Source organism: Pseudomonas sp. D4002, assembly GCF_013385665.1.
Classification (GTDB): Bacteria; Pseudomonadota; Gammaproteobacteria; order Pseudomonadales; family Pseudomonadaceae; genus Aquipseudomonas.
Window position 1 is genome coordinate 187870 of sequence record NZ_JACAPN010000024.1, and the last position, 17874, is coordinate 205743.

Below are 17874 nucleotides of genomic sequence, written 5' to 3' on the forward strand. Positions count from 1 at the left end.
ATCTGCCATGACCGCCATTGAATCTGATCTTTTGCAATTGGCTTACCCTCCGCGGCTCGATCTGGGGCCGCAACTCACTCACGAACAGTTGATGAGCTCGATGCAAGCCACCATGGCGCTGCACAAGGGTGGGCCGGTCTGGCTATTCGCTTACGGTTCGCTGATCTGGCGGCCTGAATGTTCGTCGACACAGCGGATGCGGGCGCGGGTCCACGGTTATCACCGGGGCTTGTACCTGTGGTCTCATGAGCACCGGGGCACGCCGGAAATACCGGGGTTGGTGTTTGGCCTGGATCGCGGCGGCTCGTGCAGCGGGTTTGCCTACCGCTTGCCGGAAGATCAACTGGAGGCCTCGCTGTATGCCCTGTGGCAGCGCGAGATGCCGTATCCCTCGTACCGGCCGCACTGGCTCAGCTGTCGTCTGGAAGATGGCAGCCAGGTGCAGGCATTGGGATTTGTCCTGGAGCGGCACCTGCCCAGTTATGCCGGCAATTTGCCCGACATCGTGCTGAATCACGTGTTGCAAAGCGCTTGCGGGCGTTACGGCACTACGCGCGATTATGTCGAGCAGACCGTCAACGCCCTGCGTAGCCACGCCATGCCAGACAAGAATCTGGAGGCGCGGCTCAAGCGGTGTTCCAAAGGCTGTTCCGACGATTAACGTGCGGCACTGACGCTATTGGTATGCCACAAGGTGGGGATCAGGAACGCGATGGCCAGCAGGCACGCGCCGATCAGCAATACGAAACCACCGTCCCAGCCGAAATGGTCGACGGTGTAGCCCATGGCCGCACTCGCTGCCACTGAACCACCCAGGTAACCGAACAAGCCCGTAAAGCCCGCTGCGGTACCGGCGGCTTTTTTCGGTGCCAGTTCCAGCGCCTGCAGGCCGATCAGCATCACCGGGCCGTAGATCAGGAAGCCGATGGAGAACAGCGCGATCATGTCGATCATCGGGTTGCCCGGCGGGTTGAGCCAGTAAACCAGGGTCGCCACGGTGACCAGGCCCATGAACACAATGCCGGTCAGGCCACGGTTGCCACGGAAGATCTTGTCCGACATCCAGCCGCACAGCAGCGTGCCCGGAATGCCCGCCCACTCGTAGAAGAAGTACGCCCACGAGGTTTTATCCACGTCGAAGTGCTTGGCTTCCTTGAGGTACGTCGGTGCCCAGTCCAGCACGCCGTAGCGCAGCAGGTAGACGAAGACGTTGGCGAAGGCGATGTACCAGAGCATTTTGTTGCGCAGCACGTACTTGACGAAGATTTCCTTGGCGCTGAATTCGTCCTCGTGGCTGGCGTCGTAGCCTTCCGGGTAATCGTTCTTGTATTGCTCGATGGGCGGCAGGCCCACCGATTGCGGGGTGTCGCGCATGGTGATGAAGGCAAACGCCGCCACCAGCAGGGCCACGGTAGCCGGGACGTAGAACGCCGCGTGCCAGTCGTTGAACCAGGCCATGCCCAGCAGGAACAGCGGGCCGATCAAGCCGCCGCCGACGTTATGCGCCACGTTCCATACGGAAACCACACCGCCGCGTTCCTTCTGCGACCACCAGTGCACCATGGTCCGCCCACTTGGCGGCCAGCCCATGCCCTGGGCCCAACCGTTGATGAACAGCAGAATGAACATCATGGTCACGCTGGAGGTAGCCCAAGGTGCGAAACCGAAAATGAACATCACCCCGGCGGACACCAACAGGCCGAAGGGCAGGAAGTAGCGCGGGTTGGAGCGATCGGACACCAGGCCCATGAGGAACTTGGACAGGCCATAGGCAATTGCGATCGCCGACATTGCCAGGCCCAGCTGGCCACGGGTGTAACCCTCGTCGATCAGGTACGGCATGGCCAGGGAGAAGTTCTTGCGCAGCAGGTAGTACCCGGCGTAACCGAAGAAAATACCGGCGAAGATCTGCCAGCGCAGGCGTCGGTACGTGCTGTCTATTTTTTCTTCAGGCAGGGGCGCCTGATGTGCGGCAGGACGGAAGAAAGCAAACATTCAAGAGCTCCAGATTTCTTGTTTTGACTGCGGATGCGAATGTTACAGTTTCGTTACCGAAAATAGCACCGCCTCTTATCTGCGGGCATAGGAATTGAGTGCAATTGCATGTTCTTTTACGAACATGTCGCTTAGAGGCAAGTGAGGGACGTTTTCAGGAGGGGATGCCAAGAAGCTGTGGTGAGGGAGCAAGCTCCCTTACCACAGGCAGTGATTCGGTTCAGTTGCCGTTGGCGGCTGCGATATCACCTGGAAGCAGGTGTTCCTGGATCTTCTGGCTGCGGGACTCCACCAGTTGACCCTGGTCGTCGAAGCGCAACACGATCAGCCAGTCATACACATTTTCCGGCCATTTCTTCATCCCGGTCAGCGCCGCGCCGTCACCGCCGAAGGACTCGATCAACTTGTCGATATGCCCGTGATGCCAGGCGATCAACACGGTCTGCGCCTGGTTGGACTTGCGCAGGGACTTCACCAGCTTGCCGACTTGATCGTCTGAGTAGGGGGTTTCAAGCGGGAGCTGCAGGCGCTGGGCCAGGGGTGTCAGGGTCAGGCGCGGGCGAGAGCTTTCCTTGCTGTCGCTGGTAGCGATCAGCCGCTGGGGCACCACGGAGATGCCGTTCAACAGCAGCGGGTCGAAATAGCTGGCGTAGGCCGCCGCCCGCTGTTCGCCCTTGGGGCTCAGCAACGGACCTTCATCGGGTTTTTCCGCATGGCGCACGATCAGCACCGTCACGTTGTTCAGCCCGCGTACATCCTTGCCCTCTTTATGGGCAAAGGCGTGAGCCGACACCATCATCAACAACCCCAGAAACAGCGCGCGCAGCGGTGTGACCATTATTCATTCCTGCCAGTGAGTGAGTGCCTCGGCCGATCATGGGCCCAGGCACTCCGCGGACAAAATGAAACAATAGTCAGCGTAGCTGCACCACGACCTTGCCCACAGCCTTGCGCTGGCCGAGGTCGTTGATCGCCTGCGCCGCCTGCTCCAGCGGGTACACCTGGGACACCAGCGGCTTCAACTTGCCCTCGGCGAACCAGCCGAACAGTTGCTGGAAGTTGGCGGCATTGTCCTGCGGCTGGCGCTGGGCGAACGACCCCCAGAACACCCCGACCACCGCCGCGCCCTTGAGCAGCGCCAGGTTCACCGGCAGCTCGGGAATGCGCCCGCTGGCAAAGCCCACCACCAGCAGCCGGCCATTCCAGGCGATGCCGCGAATGGCCTGGTCAAACAGGTCGCCGCCCACCGGATCGTAGATCACGTCCACGCCGTTGCCGCCGGTAAGGCGTTTGATCTCGTCCTTGAGGCTGGCTTCGCTGTAGTTGATCAACTCATCGGCACCGGCAGCCTTGGCCACCGCCAGCTTGTCGGCGCTGCTGGCCGCGGCGATCACCCGGGCGCCCATGGCCTTGCCGATTTCCACCGCAGCCAGGCCGACGCCGCCGGAGGCACCGAGCACCAGCAGGGTTTCCCCGGGTTGCAGGTTGGCCCGTTGCTTCAGGGCGTGCATCGACGTGCCGTAGGTCATGCTGAAGGCGGCGGCGGTGTTGAAGTCCATGCTCGGCGGGATCGGCAGCACGTTGTAGCCCGGCACCGCGACCTGCTCGGCGAAGCTGCCCCAGCCGGTCAGGGCCATCACCCGGTCACCGACCTTCAGGTGGCTGACGTTCTCACCGACTTGGCTGATCACGCCTGCCGCTTCACCGCCCGGCGAAAACGGGAAGGGCGGCTTGAACTGGTACTTGCCCTCGATGATCAGGGTGTCCGGGAAATTGACCCCGGCCGCATGCACGTCCAACAGGATTTCGTTCTTCTTGATCGCCGGGCTTTCGACGTCTTCCAGCACCAGGGTTTCGGCGGGGCCGAAGGCTTTGCACAGCACAGCTTTCATCGGACTATTCCTTTTGGCGTGTTGGCCGATAAGTGTAGGTGGGCAGGGCGACGGGTCAACGAGCATGCCCCGGCCTGATAAGTCGCCATAAGCTTGTGCTCAGGGCTGCTAGCGTTATGCTACTGGGCAACCGAATTGAGGAATGAACTGTGAAAGCGTGGATCCTGTTGATGCTGGCCCTGACACTGCCGACGGCAGCCCTGGCCGAAGAAGCCAAAGAAGGCGAAGCGCCGAAGGTCAGCTATATCAGCCTGAGCCCGCCGTTTGTCGGTAACTACGGCCTGGATGGCACCGCGAAGCTGCGGGTGTTCAAGGCGGATATCGCCCTGCGGGTCACCGGTCCCGAGGCAGCCGCTGCCGTGAAAGCCAACGACGCGCTGATTCGCAACCAGTTGGTGGCGCTGTTTACCCAGCAGACCAACGACACCATGAGCAGCGTTGATGGGAAGGAAAAACTGCGCCAGGAAGCCCTGAAGCAGACCCAGCAAGTGATGAACGACGAAACCGGCAAGCCGCAGGTTGAGGATCTGTTGTTCAACAACCTGATCATCCAGTAAGCCGGTCGCTTCGCGCCCTTCGCGAGCAAGCCCGCTCCTACACTTGACCGAGTTCTAACATGAGAATGCGGTTGAATGTGGGAGCGGGCTTGCTCGCGAAGAGGTCCTGACAGGCACCTCAGGAAGCCAGGCTCTTCCTGAACCGCGCCAACGCCACCGCAAAGAACAGCAACCCAATCCCCGCCAGCGCCAGCAAGTCCGGCCACACCACATTCACACCCGCATCCCGGAACAGAATCGCCGCACTCAGGCTCACAAAGTGCGTCGACGGCGAGCCCTGCATCACCCATTGCAACCACTGCGGCATGCTGTCCAGCGGCGTGCTGCCGCCGGACAACAGCAGCATCGGGATAATCACCGGGATCGCCAGCAGGCCAAACTGCGGCGTCGAGCGGGCGAGGGTGGCGAGGAAGATGCCGAGGGCAGTACTGGCAAACAGGTACAGCGCCGTCACCAGCAAAAACAAAGTCAGCGACCCGGCCAGCGGCACGCCGAGCAAGCCTTTCACCACCACTTCCAGTGACAGCCAGGTGCACAGCACCACCACCAGCATGTTGCTCCAGATTTTCGCCAGCATGATTTCCAGCGCAGTCAGCGGCAGCACCAGCAAATGGTCGAGGGTGCCGTGTTCGCGCTCACGCAGCAGCGCGGTGCCGGTCAGCACGATGGCGAGGATGGTGATGTTGTTGACGATCTGGATCACCGCCAGAAACCAGCCGCCTTCCAGGTTGGTATTGAACAGCGCCCGGGTGGTCAGCAGCGCCGGCGCCTTTTGGGCGGCATCGGCCTGGTTGCCATAGGTCAGCAATTCCCGCTGGAAAATCCGTCCGATATACCCGGCACCCATGAATGCCTGGCTCATGGCCGTGGCATCGACGTTGACCTGCACCCCCGGCTGGCGCCCGGCCAACAGGTCGGCCTGGAAATTCGCCGGCACGTTGATCACGAAGGTGTACTGGCCGCTGTCCATCACCTTGTCCAGTTGGTCGTACGGCAACGGCACCGCCGCCTGGAATTCCGGCGGTTGCAGCGCTTCGGCCAGTTGCCGGGAAAGCGCGCTGTGGTCTTCATCCACAAAGGCCACGCTGGCGTTGTGCACGCCGATCACCGAGCCGGCGGCGGGCATATAGATGGCGACGGTAAAGGCGTAGAACAGGAACAGCAGCAACACGCTGTCGTGGCGCAGGCTGGTCAGTTCCTTGATGCCGAGGCGCAGGATATGGGCGAACTTGTGCATCTCAGGCCTCCTGCTTCTTGAGCATGATCAGGCTCAGCCCGGTGAACCCCAGGAAAAACCCGAACAGCGCCAGGCACTGTGGCCATAGCTGACGCAGGTCCAGGGCCTTGGTAAAGGTGCCCACCGCAATGTCGAGGAAGTAGCCCGCCGGGAACAACATGCCCATCAACGCGGCGGCGCCTTCCAGGGACGAGCGCGGCACGATCAGCCCGGAGAACTGGATGGTCGGCAGGCTGGTGATGATCATGGTGCCGAGGATCGCTGCGATCTGGGTGCGGGTGAACGCGGAAATCAGCAGGCCCATGCTGGTGGTGGCCAGCACATACAGCAGGCCGCCGAAAGCCAGGGTCACGCCGCTGCCCTTGAACGGCACGCCGAACAGCCAGCGGTTCATCGCCACCAGCAGGCCCAGGTTGATCAGGCTCACGGCCAGGTACGGCGCCTGCTTGCCCAACAGGAATTCCAGGCGGGTCAGGGGTGTGGCGTAGAAGTTGGTGATGGAGCCCAGTTCCTTCTCGCGCACGATCCCCAGGGCCGTGAGCATCGCCGGGATAAACGCGAGGATCAGCGCCATCACGCCGGGACCGATAGCGTTCACGCTGACCACGTCCTGGTTGTAGCGAAAGCGGGTTTCCAGTTTGGCGGCCGCTTGCTGATTCAGTGGTGTGCTGTTCAGTTCGGCCAGTTGTTGGAGGTTGGCCTGGTGCACGGCCTCGACATAATTGCGGCTGGTTTCCGCACGGAACGGCATGCCGCCATCGAGCCAGGCGGCCACGGCGGGTTGGCGGCCGGCGTAGAGATCGCGGCCGAATCCTGGCGGAATCTCCAGCGCCAGTTTGATCTCCGAGCGCTGCAGGCGTTTGTGCAGTTCGTTGGAGTCAGTGATCGGCGACTGTTCGGCGAAATAGCGCGAACTGCGAAAGGCTTCCAAGTAGGCCCGGCTTTGCGGCGTCTGATCCTGGTCGTAGACGGCGAAGGCGAGTTTCTCCACGTCCAGGGAAATGCCGTAGCCGAAGATCACCATCATGAAAATCGCCCCCAACAGGGCGAAGGCCATGCGCACTTTGTCCCGCAGCAGTTCCTTGCCTTCGCGGCTGGCGACGGCCAACAGGCGGGCGACGCTGAACCCGCGTTTGCTGACGGGTGGGGCCATGGGTTCGCTGACGGTTTCGGAGGGCGCGGTGGTCGCTTCGGGCGCGCCTTGGGCCTGTTCCAGGCAGGTGACGAACGCCGCTTCCAGGGTTTCGCCGTGGAACTGCTGTTGCAGCGCGTCCGGCGTGTCGCAGGCCAGCACCTTGCCCGCGTGCATCAGCGAGATGCGGTCGCAGCGCTGGGCTTCGTTCATGAAGTGGGTGGACAGGAAGATCGTCACGCCCTGTTCCCGGGACAGTTCGATCAGCAGCCGCCAGAAGTCATCCCGCGCGGCCGGGTCGACGCCCGAGGTCGGCTCATCGAGGATCAGCACTTCCGGGCGGTGCAGCACCGCCACCGCCAGGGACAAGCGCTGGCGCAGGCCCAGCGGCAACTCGCCGGACGGCTGCTCGGCAACGTCGCCCAGGTCAAAACGCTTGATCAACTCGTCGATGCGCTGGCCGCTCTCGGCCTTGGGCAGGTCGAACAACTGCGCATGCAGCACCAGGTTCTGGCGCACGCTGAGTTCGCCGTACAGCGAGAAGCTTTGCGACATGAAACCCACGCGCTTGCGGGTGGCCAGGTCCTTGGCGTTGACCGGGTTGCCCAGCAGCGTGGCGGTGCCCTCGGTGGCGGGCATCAACCCGGTGAGGACTTTCATGGTGGTGGTCTTGCCGCAGCCGTTGGAGCCGAGGAAACCAAAGATCTCGCCCCGGCCAATCGCGAAGCTGACCTTGTTGACTGCCGTGAAGTCGCCGAAGCGCAGGGTCAGGTCGTGGGCTTCGATGGCGATGTCGGTGTTGTCGCTTTGCCGTGGCGGAATCACCAGGGGGTCGTTGTTATGGGCGCTGTCGCCCTGGAAATGGGTGAAGGCTTCATCCAGTTTGCCGCTGGGCGTCGCGGCGGCCAGTTCGCTGCTCAGGCCGTCGGCGATCAGCTTGCCGCGGTCGAGCATCAGGCAATGCTCGAACTGCTGGGCTTCTTCCATGTAGGCGGTGGCCACCAGCAGTGTGAGCTGCGGGCGTTCGCTGCGTACGGTTTCCACCAGTTCCCAGAAGCGCCGACGGGACAATGGGTCGACCCCGGTGGTGGGTTCGTCGAGGATCAACAGGTCCGGGTCGTGGATCAGCGCACAGCACAGGCCGAGCTTCTGCTTCATGCCGCCGGAGAGCTTGCCGGCGGGGCGCTCGGCGAAGCGTGCGAGGTCGGTGGCCAGCAGCAGGTTGTGCATGCGCTGGTCGCAATCGGCTTTTGACAGGCCGAACAGCGTGGCAAAGAACCGGATGTTTTCGCTGATGGACAGCTCGGGGTACAGGTTGCCGCCCAGGCCCTGGGGCATAAAGGCGATGCGCGGGTACAGGCTGTTGCGGTGGCGGCGGTCTTCGATGGAGCCGCCGAGTACTTGCAGTTCGCCTTGTTGAATCTTTTTGACCCCGGCGATCAAGCCCAGCAGGCTCGACTTGCCGGCGCCGTCCGGGCCGATCAGGCCGCAGCGTGTGCCGGCAGGCAGGCTGAAGGCGATGTCGATCAGCGCCTGTTGCTTGCCGTAGCGATGGTTGATCCCCGTGGCGTGCAGCGCCAGGCCGCTCATTGCAGGTTGGCCGGCCAGTCCAGGTCAGCGGTGCTCACATAGCCGGCGCCGGGCATGCCCGGTTTGGCTTGGGGCACGGCGCTTGGTTGGGTCAGGCGCAGCTTGACCCGGAACACCAGCTTCTGGCGTTCATCGCGGGTTTCCACTTCCTTGGGGGTGAACTGCGATTTGGCGGCGACGAAGCTGATTTTCGCCGGCAGCGGTTGCTTCGGCAGGGCGTCGAGGACGATCCGCGCCTCACTGCCGACGGTCAGGGCGCCGGTTACCGAAGCGGGCAGATACAGGTTCATGTATTGGTCGTTGGGGTCGATCAGCAGCAACACGCGGCCACCCGCGCCGAGCACTTCGCCGGGTTCGGCCAGGCGCAGCTGGATGATGCCGTCGATAGGCGCCCGCAGGCTGCTGTCTTCGATTTCACTGGTGAGCTGGGCGACCTGAGCCTGGGCGGCGCCGATGGCGGCCTTTACCGAATTGACCTGGGCCTGGGCGGCGACCACGGCAGCGTTGCCGGTGTTTTGCCGGGCCTGCTGCTGGTCGATCAGCTGGCCGCTGGCGAAGCCGCGCTTGTACAGCTCCTGGGTGCGCTTGAGTTCCTGGCTGGCCAGCAGTTGTTCGCTCCGGCGCAGTTGCACATTGGCTTCGGCAGCAGCGAAATTCTCCCTGGCCCGCAGCACTTCGGCTTCGGCCTGGGCGCGTTGGGCTTCCAGGGTGCGGGTGTCCATGCGCGCCAGCAGTTGGCCCTTGAGCACCTTGTCGCCTTCGTCCACCCGCACTTCGGCGAGGCGCCCGGGGATCTTGGCGGCGATCTGCACTTCAGTCGATTCCAGCCGGCCATTGCCCATGCTCAAGCCTTCGGGCAGGCGGTCCTGGGTGGATTGCCAATAGCCGAAGCCGCCGGCGGCCAGCAGCAAGACAATCAATGGAATGGCGAAAAGATGGGAGGTACGGTGGTTCGTCGACATGGGTGCATCCTGCGGCGTTAGCGTCCTAGTTTGACCGATCCTGCCCGGAGGCCCTTGATGCGGGTCAAATGAAGCGCCAGCCTAACCCGGTTGGCGCGCAGATGCATGCGCCATGGGCGTGACCGCAGGGTTCTGCTGTTTCAGCGCAGGCCGAGTACGGCGGCCCATTGCTCGGCGGTGACCGGCATCACCGAAAGGCGGCTGCCTTTTTGCACCAGGGGCAACTCGGCGAGGGCGGTTTGCTGTTTCAGATAGCCCAGCCCCAGGACCTTCGCAAAGGTCTCGACGTGGGCAACATTGATCGCGCTCCACGGGTTTTTTTCAGGGCTGGCCTTGGCGTCGAAATAATGACTGTCGGGCTCCAGCGCGGTCGGGTCCGGGTAGGCTGCCTCGACGATTTTACCGATGCCGGCAATCCCCGGTTCCGGGCAGCTGGAGTGGTAGAAGAAGAACTGGTCACCCACCGCCATCGCCCGCAGGAAGTTCCGCGCCTGGTAGTTGCGCACCCCGTCCCACCGGGCCTCGCCGAGCTTTTCCAGGCCCTTGATGGACAGTTCATCAGGCTCGGATTTCATCAGCCAGTAGGCCATGTTTTCGCTCCTCAAAAGTCGATTGGGAAAGTTGTCCTGCAATTTTATGACAAACCGACAGTCGGTTGGCGTCAAGGTTTGCGTGTTGGTTCACGTTAACGCAGAATGCCGGGGTTTTGAGCTTGACGCAGCTGGCACGGACTACTAATGGAACGTTGCTGTCATCGTGTGCAAGATGCCTGAAGGGGGGCAATCGATGAAACGCAAACCGGATTTACTATGGATTTTGGTTATTTTGTTCGGCCTGGGCGTTGTGACCACCGGCTATGCGCAGAGCTTGTGGTCGAACAAGACTGACGCACCGATTGAACTCGCACAGCAACAGCCGCAACCGTTCAAACGCTGACCCGTCTTCAAGGCGCTGCTGATTCCAGTAGCGTCTCTGCTATATACCAATCCTTATCGGTGACTGTGCCCTCAAGCGGTACATCCCAGCTTGCCTGTGCCAATCGTTCGACCTTCTGGCATTCATGGGCCAGGCCCAACAGCGTCGGCTTGCGCCAGGATTTCCGGCGGGCCATGTAGGCCAGGCTGCGGTCATAAAACCCGCCGCCCATGCCCAACCGTCCGCCCACATCATCAAAGCCAACCAGTGGCAGCAGCACCAGGTCCAGCGCCCAGACCTTGCGTTGCCGGCTGGCATTTACCTGGGGCTCGAGGATGCGAAAACGGTTGGGCCTCAGCTTTTCGCCGGGGCGCACTCGCTGGAACACCATCTTGGTTCGCGGCCATGCACTGAGCACCGGCAGGTACGTCGCCTTGCCCTGGCGCTGTGCAGCGCGCAGCAGCAGGCGCGGGTCGATTTCACCGTCCGTCGGTAGATATAAGGATAGGTGTTTGGCCCGGCGAAACAGCGGGTGCTGTGCCAGTTGCCGATACAGGCCCAGGGCGGCCTGGCGTTGCTCGCTTGGCGTCAGGGCGCGGCGGGCTTTGCGCAGCATGCGTCGAAGTTGCGGGCGTGAAAGCGGCGCAGGTTCGGTCATGGTTTTCGGCTCATAAAACAATGCCAGTCCTGGGACTGGCATTGGATTTGGGAATCAGGCTCCCCGACAGAACCGCTGTCGACTTAGCCCTTGAACCCGAAAGTTCAAGGTGGAAGAAACAGTAGGCTTTAAGGCTTTCCGTCTAGCGGACATGCACACCAGCCCAACGTGTAACTTCCAGGGTAGTGCGAATCGGCTCAGGGACATCGCCGACTGGCAAGCACGCCAGGGAGTGGGGCGAGTATACCCGAAACCGACGCCGCAATCAGCCCTTGGGTGGCTCTGGATCGGTAGAAAGTACCAGATCGACCCGCTCCAGCAGGTCGCGCACCTGCTCGCGCGTCGAGCCGCTGGCCTGCACGTCAGGCCGTTCCTGCTTATGCAGCAGATCGTGGGTAATGTTCAGGGCGGCCATCACGGCGATGCGATCGGCGCCGATGACTTTGCCGCTGCTGCGGATTTCGCGCATCTTGCCGTCCAGGTAGCGGGCAGCGCTCACCAGGTTGCTGCGTTCTTCCTGGGGGCAGATGATCGAATATTCTTTGTCGAGAATCTGCACGGTGACGCTATTGCTTGAACTCATGAGTCTTGCTCCAGGGCCTTCAGGCGCGAAATCATCGATTCGACCTTACGCCGGGCGATTTCGTTTTTTTCAATGAGGTGAGCGCGTTCCTCGCGCCAGGTCTTTTCCTGAGCTAATAGGAGTCCGTTTTGGCTCTTAAGTTGCTCGACCCGGTTAATTAGCAGCTCGAGTCTGGCCATCAGCGCTTGCAGGTCGGTGTCTTCCATTGGGTTCCACTGGATTTTGTCTGATGAATGGCAACTGCTGGATAAACGATCTGACGCCCTCGATAGTCTTGGTACGTCTGCCGATGCTAGGATACAGCGCTTCATTCTAGACATTGCGCCGTCTGGCGCCTAGCTCACCATGCCCATTCAGAACTCCCCGTACGATGCTTTTTCCAAACTGCTGAGTTCCAGCGGTCATCCTTGCTCGCCTGCCGAACTGCACGGCGTGCTGCTGGGCCGCAGTTGCACCGGTGTCGGCTTTGATGCCGACAACTGGCTGGCCGACGTCGCCGAGCTGCTGGAAACCGAGCCTACCGAAAACGTGCGCAATGCGCTCATCGGCCTGCAAGAGATGGTTAAAGGCGAGCTGACCGGTGATGACGTCACCGTCGTCCTGCTGCTGCCTACCGATGACGCGCCGCTCACCGAGCGCGCCGCCGCGTTGGGTCAATGGTGCCAAGGCTTCCTCCACGGTTTCGGCGTGAACGCCGGCGGCCTCGACCTGAGCACCGATGCCCAGGAAGTGCTGCAGGACCTGGCCGCCATCTCCCAGGTGCAAGACGCCCTGGAAGAGTCCGAAGACGGCGAAAGCGACTACATGGAAGTCATGGAATACCTGCGCGTCGCGCCGCTGCTGCTGTTCACCGAGACCCGTAAATCGGCTGAGCCCGCTGCACCCAAGCCGTCGCTGCACTAAGAAAGGAAGCCCATCTGCCCATGATCCATATCCCCAAAGCGGAATACACCCGGCGCCGCAAGGCGCTCATGGCGCAGATGGAACCCAACAGCATCGCCATCCTGCCGGCGGCCGCGGTAGCCATCCGCAACCGTGACGTCGAGCACGTCTACCGCCAGGACAGCGACTTCCAGTACCTGAGCGGCTTCCCCGAACCGGAAGCGGTGATTGTGCTGATGCCCGGCCGCCAGCACGGCGAGTACGTGCTGTTCTGCCGCGAACGCAACGCCGAGCGCGAACTGTGGGACGGCCTGCGGGCCGGCACCGAAGGCGCGATTCGCGAGTTCGGCGCCGACGATGCGTTCCCGATTACCGATATCGACGACATCCTGCCCGGCCTGATCGAAGGCCGTGACCGGGTGTATTCGGCCATGGGCAGCAATGCCGAATTCGACCGGCACCTGATGGAGTGGATCAACGTGATCCGCTCCAAAGCGCACCTCGGCGCCCAGCCACCGAACGAATTTGTTGCCCTGGATCATCTGCTTCACGACATGCGCCTGTATAAATCGGCGGCAGAAGTGAAGGTGATGCGCGAGGCGGCACGGATTTCCTGCGCGGCCCATGTACGGGCGATGCAGGCCAGCCGCGCCGGGTTGCATGAGTTCAGCCTGGAAGCGGAGCTCGACTACGAGTTTCGCAAGGGCGGGGCGAAGATGCCGGCCTATGGTTCCATCGTCGCCTCGGGGCGCAACAGCTGCATCCTGCATTACCAGCAGAATGACGCGCTGCTCAAGGATGGTGACCTGGTGCTGATCGACGCCGGTTGCGAGATCGACTGCTACGCCAGCGACATCACCCGCACCTGGCCGGTGAGCGGCAAGTTTTCCGCCGAGCAGAAGGCGATTTATGAAATCGTGCTGGCTTCCCAGGAGGCCGCCTTTGCTGAAATCGCCCCGAACAAGCATTGGAACCAGGCCCACGAGGCGACGGTGCAAGTGATCACTGCCGGGCTGGTGAAGCTGGGATTGTTGCAGGGTGATGTCGACGAACTGATCGCCAGTGAAGCCTATAAAGCCTTCTACATGCACCGCGCCGGCCACTGGCTGGGGATGGATGTGCACGATGTCGGCGAATACAAGGTCGGCGGCGAGTGGCGGGTGCTGGAAGTCGGCATGGCACTGACCGTGGAGCCGGGGATTTACATCTCGCCGGACAACCAGAACGTGGCGAAGAAATGGCGTGGCATTGGCGTACGCATCGAGGACGACGTGGTGGTGACCAAGCAAGGCTGTGAAATTCTGACCGGTGGCGTGCCCAAGTCCGTCGCCGAGATCGAAGCATTGATGGCGAGCGCCCGATGAGCCGGGTCAACCTGGCGATTATCGGCGGCGGCCTGGTGGGTGCCAGCCTCGCATTGGCCTTGCAGGCCGGAGCCAAGGCCCGGGGCTGGAAGATCGTGCTGATCGAGCCGTTTGCCCCCGGCGACAGCTACCAGCCGAGCTATGACGCGCGTTCTTCAGCGCTGTCCTTTGGCGCGCGGCAGATCTATCAACGGTTGGGCGTGTGGCAGGAAATCTCTCGCCGCGCCGAGCCGATCAAACAGATTCATGTGTCGGACCGTGGCCGCTTCTCTACCGCGCGCCTATCCGCCATGGAAGAGGGTGTGCCGGCGCTTGGCTATGTGGTGGAAAACGCCTGGCTGGGCCAATGCCTGTGGCAAGGGCTGGACAAGGACGTGGTCAGTTGGCGTTGCCCGGCGGAAGTTACGCGCATGGAGCCGCTTGCCGATGGCTATCGCCTGACCCTCAATGACGAAACCGTGCTGGAGTGCGACCTCGCGGTGCTGGCCGATGGCGGTCGCTCAGGTTTGCGCGAGCAACTGGGCATCGGCGTTAAAAAGCGGCCGTACAACCAGAGCGCGCTGATCGCCAACATCACCCCAAGCGAGGCCCACAACGGCGAGGCGTTCGAGCGGTTCACCGACGAAGGCCCGATGGCCTTGCTGCCGTTGCCGGACAACCGTTGCGCGCTGGTCTGGACCCGCATCGGCATGGACGCCAAGCGCCTGGCCGAGCTGGACGAACGCAGCTTCCTGAGTGAACTGCAGGGCGTGTTCGGCTACCGCCTGGGCACCCTCAAGCAAGTCGGTGCGCGCCACCTGTACCCGCTGACGCTCGTGGAAGCGGAAGAACAAGTGCGCTCTCATCTGGCCGTACTTGGCAATGCCGCCCACAGCCTGCACCCGATTGCCGGTCAGGGCTTCAACCTGTCCCTGCGGGATGCCTACGCGTTGGCCGAGGCGCTGCTGGCCGGGCCGGCGATTCCGGGCGACCTGGCGACACTGCAGGCGTACCGCGAGCGTCAGCGCATGGACCAGAAACTCACCGTCGGCTTCTCCGATCAGGTCACCCGCCTGTTTGGCAGTGCGCAACCGTTGGTCGCGCTGGGCCGCAACATGGGCTTGCTGGGCCTCGACTTGCTGCCGCCGGCCAAGCGCTGGTTCGCGCGCCAGGCCATGGGCCTGGGTACCCGTCCCGATGCGTGAGTGGCTGACCCGACGCCTGGGCAAGGCGCGGCTGTTGCGCTGGATCATGACCCTGTACCCGCCGTACCTCGGGGCCGGAGTTCGGGTGTTGCACATCGGCAGCGATTTCCGCGAGGTCAAGGTGCGCATGGGCCTGGGCTGGTACAACCGCAACTACGTCGGCACGCAGTTTGGCGGCAGCCTGTATTCGATGGTCGACCCGTTCTACATGCTGATGCTGATGGAGAACCTGGGCCGCGACTACATTGTCTGGGACAAGGCTGCCGCTATCGACTTTATCTCGCCGGGCAAAGGCCCGGTGTTCGCCGAATTTTCCATCGACCAAGCGTTGCTGGACGAGATTCGCCAGCACACCGCCAGCGGCGACAAGTATTTACCGCAGCTCAAGGTACAGATTCATGACGGCTCCGGCACCCTGGTGGCGCGGGTCGACAAAACCCTTTACGTGCGGCGCAAGCTGCAATCGAGACAGGCTTAAAGCATGGACATGCGCGCAGATGTGCTGATTGTCGGGGCCGGAATGGTCGGAAGCGCCCTGGCGCTGGCGTTGCAGGGCAGTGGCCTGCAGGTGCTGCTGCTCGACGGCAGCCCGCTGAGCGTCAAGCCGTTCGACCCTCATGCTGCGTTCGAACCGCGGGTGAGCGCCTTGTCGGCCGCCAGCCAGCGCATCCTCGAGCGCCTTGGCGTGTGGGACGGGATTGTCGAACGACGTGCCAGCCCGTACGGCGAGATGCAGGTGTGGGACGGCAGCGGCACCGGGCAGATCCACTTCTCGGCGGCCAGCGTGCATGCCGAGGTGCTGGGGCATATCGTCGAAAACCGTGTGGTCCAGGACGCCTTGCTCGACCGCCTGCACGACTGCGACCTCGGCCTGCTGGCCAATGCTCGCCTGGAACAGATGCGCCGCTCCGGCGATGACTGGCTGCTGACCCTCGCCGATGGCCGCACCTTGCGCGCGCCACTGGTGGTCGCGGCGGACGGCGCCAACTCGGCAGTACGTCGCCTGACCGGCACCGCTACCCGTGAGTGGGATTATTTGCACAACGCCATCGTCACCAGTGTGCGCAGCAGCCAGGTGCATCAAAAGACGGCCTGGCAGCGTTTTACCGACAATGGCCCGCTGGCGTTCCTGCCGCTGGTGCGGGACGGGCAGGAAGACTGGTGTTCGATTGTCTGGTCGACCACCCCGAGTGAGTCCGAGCGCTTGATGGCGCTGGACGATGAAAGCTTCTGCCGTGAACTGGAAAATGCCTTCGAAGGCCGCCTGGGCAGCGTGATAAGCGCCGATCCACGGCTGTGCGTGCCGTTGCGTCAGCGCCACGCCAAACGTTACGTGGCCGAAGGCCTGGCATTGATTGGCGACGCGGCCCACGTCATTCATCCGCTGGCGGGGCAGGGTGTGAACCTGGGCTTCCTCGATGCGGCCGTGCTGGCCGAGGTCCTGCTGGCGGCCAACGAGCGCGGCGAGCGCCTGGCGGATGTGAAGGTGCTCAGCCGTTACGAGCGTCGGCGCATGCCGCACAACCTGGCGCTGATGGCGGCGATGGAAGGCTTTGAGCGGTTGTTCCAGGCCGATCAACTGCCGTTGCGCTGGCTGCGTAATGCAGGGCTGAAGGTGGTTGAGCAGATGCCGGAGGCCAAGGCGTTGTTTGTGCGTCAGGCATTGGGTTTGACCGGGGATTTGCCGGAGCTGGCCAAGGCCTGAGGGTGCTGTGCAACATCTGGTAACGGCTCCGTTGAGCGTTACCAAATGTGAGTCCTTATCATTTGCGCTCTTTTTGCAAATGAGAGACCGCACCCATGTTGGCACCCAAGCGCCTCCTGACTGCCCTGGCACTCACTCTTATCGGCAGCACCACCGTGCAGGCGGCCGATGAGGTCGTGGTCTACTCCTCGCGCATCGACGAACTGATCAAGCCGGTGTTCGACGCCTACACCAGGAAGACCGGCGTGCAGGTGAAGTTCATCACCGACAAGGAAGCGCCGCTGATGCAGCGCATCAAGGCCGAAGGTGAAAACGCCACCGCCGACCTGCTGCTCACCGTCGACGCCGGCAACCTCTGGCAGGCCGAGCAGATGGGCATCCTGCAGCCGTTCACCTCTGCGGTGATCGACAAGAATATTCCCCTTCAATACCGTTCTTCGGCCCATGCCTGGACCGGCCTGAGCCTGCGAGCGCGGACCATCGCCTACTCCACCGATCGCGTGAAACCGGGCGACCTGACCACCTACGAAGCCCTGGCCGACAAACAGTGGGAAGGCCGCCTGTGCCTGCGCACCGCGAAGAAGGTCTACAACCAGTCGCTGACCGCCACCCTGATCGAAACCCACGGCGCGGCCAAGACCGAGGAAATCGTCAAGGGCTGGGTCAACAACCTGTCCACCGACGTGTTCTCCGATGACATTGCCGTGCTGGAAGCGATCAACGCCGGGCAGTGTGACGTGGGCATCGTGAACACCTACTACTACGGCCGCCTGCACAAGCAGAAGCCGGACCTGGCGGTGAAGTTGTTCTGGCCGAACCAGGGCGACCGCGGGGTGCACGTCAACCTGTCGGGCATCGGCCTGACCAAGCATGCGCCGCACCCGGAAGCAGCCAAGGCGCTGGTGGAGTGGATGACCACGCCGGAAGCGCAGAAGATCTTTGCGGATGTGAACCAGGAATTCCCGGCCAACCCGGCGGTGCCGCCGTCGGCTGAAGTCGCGACCTGGGGCAAGTTTGTAGCTGACACATTGCCGGTGGAAGTGGCGGGCAAGCGTCAGGCTGAGGCTATTCGCTTGATGGATCGCGCGGGCTGGAACTAGATACAATTTGCAAGGCGCCGCCGATCTAAATGTGGGGGCGGGCTTGTGTGGGAGCGGGCTTGCTCGCGAAGAGGGTGTATCAGTCACATATGCGTTGACTGACACGCCGCTTTCGCGA

General features: G+C 62.5%; 19 protein-coding genes and 1 other RNA gene. 9 read left to right on the plus strand and 11 right to left on the minus strand.

The window, feature by feature from the left end; genetic code table 11:
* The first annotated feature begins 7 nt into the window (after positions 1 to 7).
* A complete protein-coding gene (locus HX824_RS18075) occupies positions 8 to 661 on the plus strand; it encodes a gamma-glutamylcyclotransferase (protein WP_003213974.1) in 654 nt (217 codons plus the stop codon).
* Here the strand turns inward: HX824_RS18075 and glpT are convergent.
* The 3 genes from glpT to HX824_RS18090 all read right to left on the minus strand — a co-directional run bounded on the left by glpT (position 658) and on the right by HX824_RS18090 (position 3887).
* Positions 658 to 1995: a glycerol-3-phosphate transporter gene (gene glpT / locus HX824_RS18080; RefSeq protein WP_003213972.1), complete on the minus strand. Its 1338-nt coding sequence runs from the start codon at positions 1993 to 1995 to the stop codon at positions 658 to 660. The genes HX824_RS18075 and glpT overlap by 4 nt on opposite strands.
* A gap of 220 nt (positions 1996 to 2215) precedes the next feature.
* Positions 2216 to 2833 (minus strand): flagellar basal body-associated protein FliL, encoded by a 618-nt coding sequence (locus HX824_RS18085; RefSeq protein WP_177054896.1) that lies wholly within the window; start codon positions 2831 to 2833, stop codon positions 2216 to 2218.
* Positions 2834 to 2909: 76 nt separating this feature from the next.
* On the minus strand, positions 2910 to 3887 hold the full coding sequence (locus tag HX824_RS18090) for an NADPH:quinone oxidoreductase family protein (protein ID WP_177054897.1): 978 nt from the start codon (positions 3885 to 3887) through the stop codon (positions 2910 to 2912).
* A 149-nt stretch (positions 3888 to 4036) separates the two neighbouring features.
* Here HX824_RS18090 and HX824_RS18095 point away from each other — a divergent pair, with 149 nt between their 5' ends.
* Positions 4037 to 4444 carry a flagellar basal body-associated protein FliL gene (locus tag HX824_RS18095; RefSeq protein WP_003213967.1) on the plus strand — a complete coding sequence of 136 codons (408 nt, stop codon included), beginning with the start codon at positions 4037 to 4039 and terminating at the stop codon, positions 4442 to 4444.
* Positions 4445 to 4562: 118 nt separating this feature from the next.
* Here the strand turns inward: HX824_RS18095 and HX824_RS18100 are convergent, their stop codons facing one another.
* From HX824_RS18100 to HX824_RS18115, 4 genes are all read right to left on the minus strand, one after another.
* On the minus strand, positions 4563 to 5681 hold the full coding sequence (locus tag HX824_RS18100) for an ABC transporter permease (protein WP_003213965.1): 1119 nt from the start codon (positions 5679 to 5681) through the stop codon (positions 4563 to 4565).
* Position 5682: 1 nt separating this feature from the next.
* A complete protein-coding gene (gene rbbA / locus HX824_RS18105; protein ID WP_177054898.1) occupies positions 5683 to 8403 on the minus strand; it encodes a ribosome-associated ATPase/putative transporter RbbA in 2721 nt (906 codons plus the stop codon).
* The gene (locus HX824_RS18110) at positions 8400 to 9365 is read right to left on the minus strand and encodes an HlyD family secretion protein (protein ID WP_177054899.1); all 966 of its coding nucleotides are present in this window, start codon (positions 9363 to 9365) and stop codon (positions 8400 to 8402) included. Before HX824_RS18110 ends, rbbA begins: the two co-directional genes overlap by 4 nt.
* 140 nt (positions 9366 to 9505) lie before the next feature.
* Entirely contained in the window at positions 9506 to 9955 is a 450-nt protein-coding gene (locus tag HX824_RS18115; RefSeq protein WP_003213961.1) for an EVE domain-containing protein, read from the minus strand.
* A 196-nt stretch (positions 9956 to 10151) separates the two neighbouring features.
* Here HX824_RS18115 and HX824_RS18120 point away from each other — a divergent pair, with 196 nt between their 5' ends.
* Entirely contained in the window at positions 10152 to 10301 is a 150-nt protein-coding gene (locus tag HX824_RS18120) for a hypothetical protein (RefSeq protein WP_003213959.1), read from the plus strand.
* A 7-nt stretch (positions 10302 to 10308) separates the two neighbouring features.
* Here HX824_RS18120 and HX824_RS18125 read toward each other — a convergent pair whose 3' ends face one another.
* The 4 genes from HX824_RS18125 to HX824_RS18140 form a co-directional block, all read right to left on the minus strand.
* A complete protein-coding gene (locus HX824_RS18125; RefSeq protein WP_177054900.1) occupies positions 10309 to 10938 on the minus strand; it encodes a 5-formyltetrahydrofolate cyclo-ligase in 630 nt (209 codons plus the stop codon).
* A gap of 56 nt (positions 10939 to 10994) precedes the next feature.
* Positions 10995 to 11173, minus strand: a non-coding RNA gene (gene ssrS, locus HX824_RS18130) — 6S RNA.
* A 30-nt stretch (positions 11174 to 11203) separates the two neighbouring features.
* Complete coding sequence (locus HX824_RS18135; RefSeq protein WP_003213956.1) at positions 11204 to 11521, minus strand: cell division protein ZapA; 318 nt, start codon at positions 11519 to 11521, stop codon at positions 11204 to 11206.
* Positions 11518 to 11727 carry a TIGR02449 family protein gene (locus HX824_RS18140; RefSeq protein WP_003213954.1) on the minus strand — a complete coding sequence of 70 codons (210 nt, stop codon included), beginning with the start codon at positions 11725 to 11727 and terminating at the stop codon, positions 11518 to 11520. The genes HX824_RS18135 and HX824_RS18140 overlap by 4 nt, the downstream gene beginning before the upstream one ends.
* A gap of 139 nt (positions 11728 to 11866) precedes the next feature.
* On the opposite strand from HX824_RS18140, the gene HX824_RS18145 reads away from it, so the two are divergent.
* The 6 genes from HX824_RS18145 (at position 11867) to HX824_RS18170 (ending at position 17756) form a co-directional block, all read left to right on the plus strand.
* Positions 11867 to 12424, plus strand: a complete 558-nt coding sequence (locus tag HX824_RS18145) for a YecA family protein (RefSeq protein ID WP_003213952.1) — start codon at positions 11867 to 11869, stop codon at positions 12422 to 12424.
* 20 nt (positions 12425 to 12444) lie between these two features.
* Positions 12445 to 13767, plus strand: coding sequence for a Xaa-Pro aminopeptidase (pepP, locus tag HX824_RS18150; protein ID WP_177054901.1), 1323 nt, complete (start codon positions 12445 to 12447; stop codon positions 13765 to 13767).
* Complete coding sequence (ubiH, locus tag HX824_RS18155) at positions 13764 to 14951, plus strand: 2-octaprenyl-6-methoxyphenyl hydroxylase (RefSeq protein ID WP_003213948.1); 1188 nt, start codon at positions 13764 to 13766, stop codon at positions 14949 to 14951. The genes pepP and ubiH overlap by 4 nt, the downstream gene beginning before the upstream one ends.
* Positions 14944 to 15429 carry a DUF4442 domain-containing protein gene (locus HX824_RS18160; protein WP_003213946.1) on the plus strand — a complete coding sequence of 162 codons (486 nt, stop codon included), beginning with the start codon at positions 14944 to 14946 and terminating at the stop codon, positions 15427 to 15429. The genes ubiH and HX824_RS18160 overlap by 8 nt, the downstream gene beginning before the upstream one ends.
* 9 nt (positions 15430 to 15438) lie before the next feature.
* Positions 15439 to 16656: a 2-octaprenyl-3-methyl-6-methoxy-1,4-benzoquinol hydroxylase gene (locus HX824_RS18165; RefSeq protein WP_162835188.1), complete on the plus strand. Its 1218-nt coding sequence runs from the start codon at positions 15439 to 15441 to the stop codon at positions 16654 to 16656.
* A gap of 95 nt (positions 16657 to 16751) precedes the next feature.
* On the plus strand, positions 16752 to 17756 hold the full coding sequence (locus HX824_RS18170; protein WP_003213942.1) for an extracellular solute-binding protein: 1005 nt from the start codon (positions 16752 to 16754) through the stop codon (positions 17754 to 17756).
* Positions 17757 to 17874: the final 118 nt, after the last annotated feature.

What these genes read in the sequence shown, in the direction of transcription:
- HX824_RS18160 (WP_003213946.1), top strand. Translation starts at nt 14,944, where the DNA reads ATGCGTGAGTGGCTGACCCGACGCCTGGGCAAGGCGCGGCTGTTGCGC.
- HX824_RS18115 (WP_003213961.1), bottom strand. Translation starts at nt 9,955, where the DNA reads ATGGCCTACTGGCTGATGAAATCCGAGCCTGATGAACTGTCCATCAAG.
- rbbA (WP_177054898.1), bottom strand. Translation starts at nt 8,403, where the DNA reads ATGAGCGGCCTGGCGCTGCACGCCACGGGGATCAACCATCGCTACGGC.
- ubiH (WP_003213948.1), top strand. Translation starts at nt 13,764, where the DNA reads ATGAGCCGGGTCAACCTGGCGATTATCGGCGGCGGCCTGGTGGGTGCC.
- HX824_RS18120 (WP_003213959.1), top strand. Translation starts at nt 10,152, where the DNA reads ATGAAACGCAAACCGGATTTACTATGGATTTTGGTTATTTTGTTCGGC.
- glpT (WP_003213972.1), bottom strand. Translation starts at nt 1,995, where the DNA reads ATGTTTGCTTTCTTCCGTCCTGCCGCACATCAGGCGCCCCTGCCTGAA.
- HX824_RS18165 (WP_162835188.1), top strand. Translation starts at nt 15,439, where the DNA reads ATGCGCGCAGATGTGCTGATTGTCGGGGCCGGAATGGTCGGAAGCGCC.
- pepP (WP_177054901.1), top strand. Translation starts at nt 12,445, where the DNA reads ATGATCCATATCCCCAAAGCGGAATACACCCGGCGCCGCAAGGCGCTC.
- HX824_RS18145 (WP_003213952.1), top strand. Translation starts at nt 11,867, where the DNA reads ATGCCCATTCAGAACTCCCCGTACGATGCTTTTTCCAAACTGCTGAGT.
- HX824_RS18090 (WP_177054897.1), bottom strand. Translation starts at nt 3,887, where the DNA reads ATGAAAGCTGTGCTGTGCAAAGCCTTCGGCCCCGCCGAAACCCTGGTG.
- HX824_RS18110 (WP_177054899.1), bottom strand. Translation starts at nt 9,365, where the DNA reads ATGTCGACGAACCACCGTACCTCCCATCTTTTCGCCATTCCATTGATT.
- HX824_RS18170 (WP_003213942.1), top strand. Translation starts at nt 16,752, where the DNA reads ATGTTGGCACCCAAGCGCCTCCTGACTGCCCTGGCACTCACTCTTATC.
- HX824_RS18075 (WP_003213974.1), top strand. Translation starts at nt 8, where the DNA reads ATGACCGCCATTGAATCTGATCTTTTGCAATTGGCTTACCCTCCGCGG.
- HX824_RS18140 (WP_003213954.1), bottom strand. Translation starts at nt 11,727, where the DNA reads ATGGAAGACACCGACCTGCAAGCGCTGATGGCCAGACTCGAGCTGCTA.
- HX824_RS18125 (WP_177054900.1), bottom strand. Translation starts at nt 10,938, where the DNA reads ATGACCGAACCTGCGCCGCTTTCACGCCCGCAACTTCGACGCATGCTG.
- HX824_RS18100 (WP_003213965.1), bottom strand. Translation starts at nt 5,681, where the DNA reads ATGCACAAGTTCGCCCATATCCTGCGCCTCGGCATCAAGGAACTGACC.
- HX824_RS18135 (WP_003213956.1), bottom strand. Translation starts at nt 11,521, where the DNA reads ATGAGTTCAAGCAATAGCGTCACCGTGCAGATTCTCGACAAAGAATAT.
- HX824_RS18085 (WP_177054896.1), bottom strand. Translation starts at nt 2,833, where the DNA reads ATGGTCACACCGCTGCGCGCGCTGTTTCTGGGGTTGTTGATGATGGTG.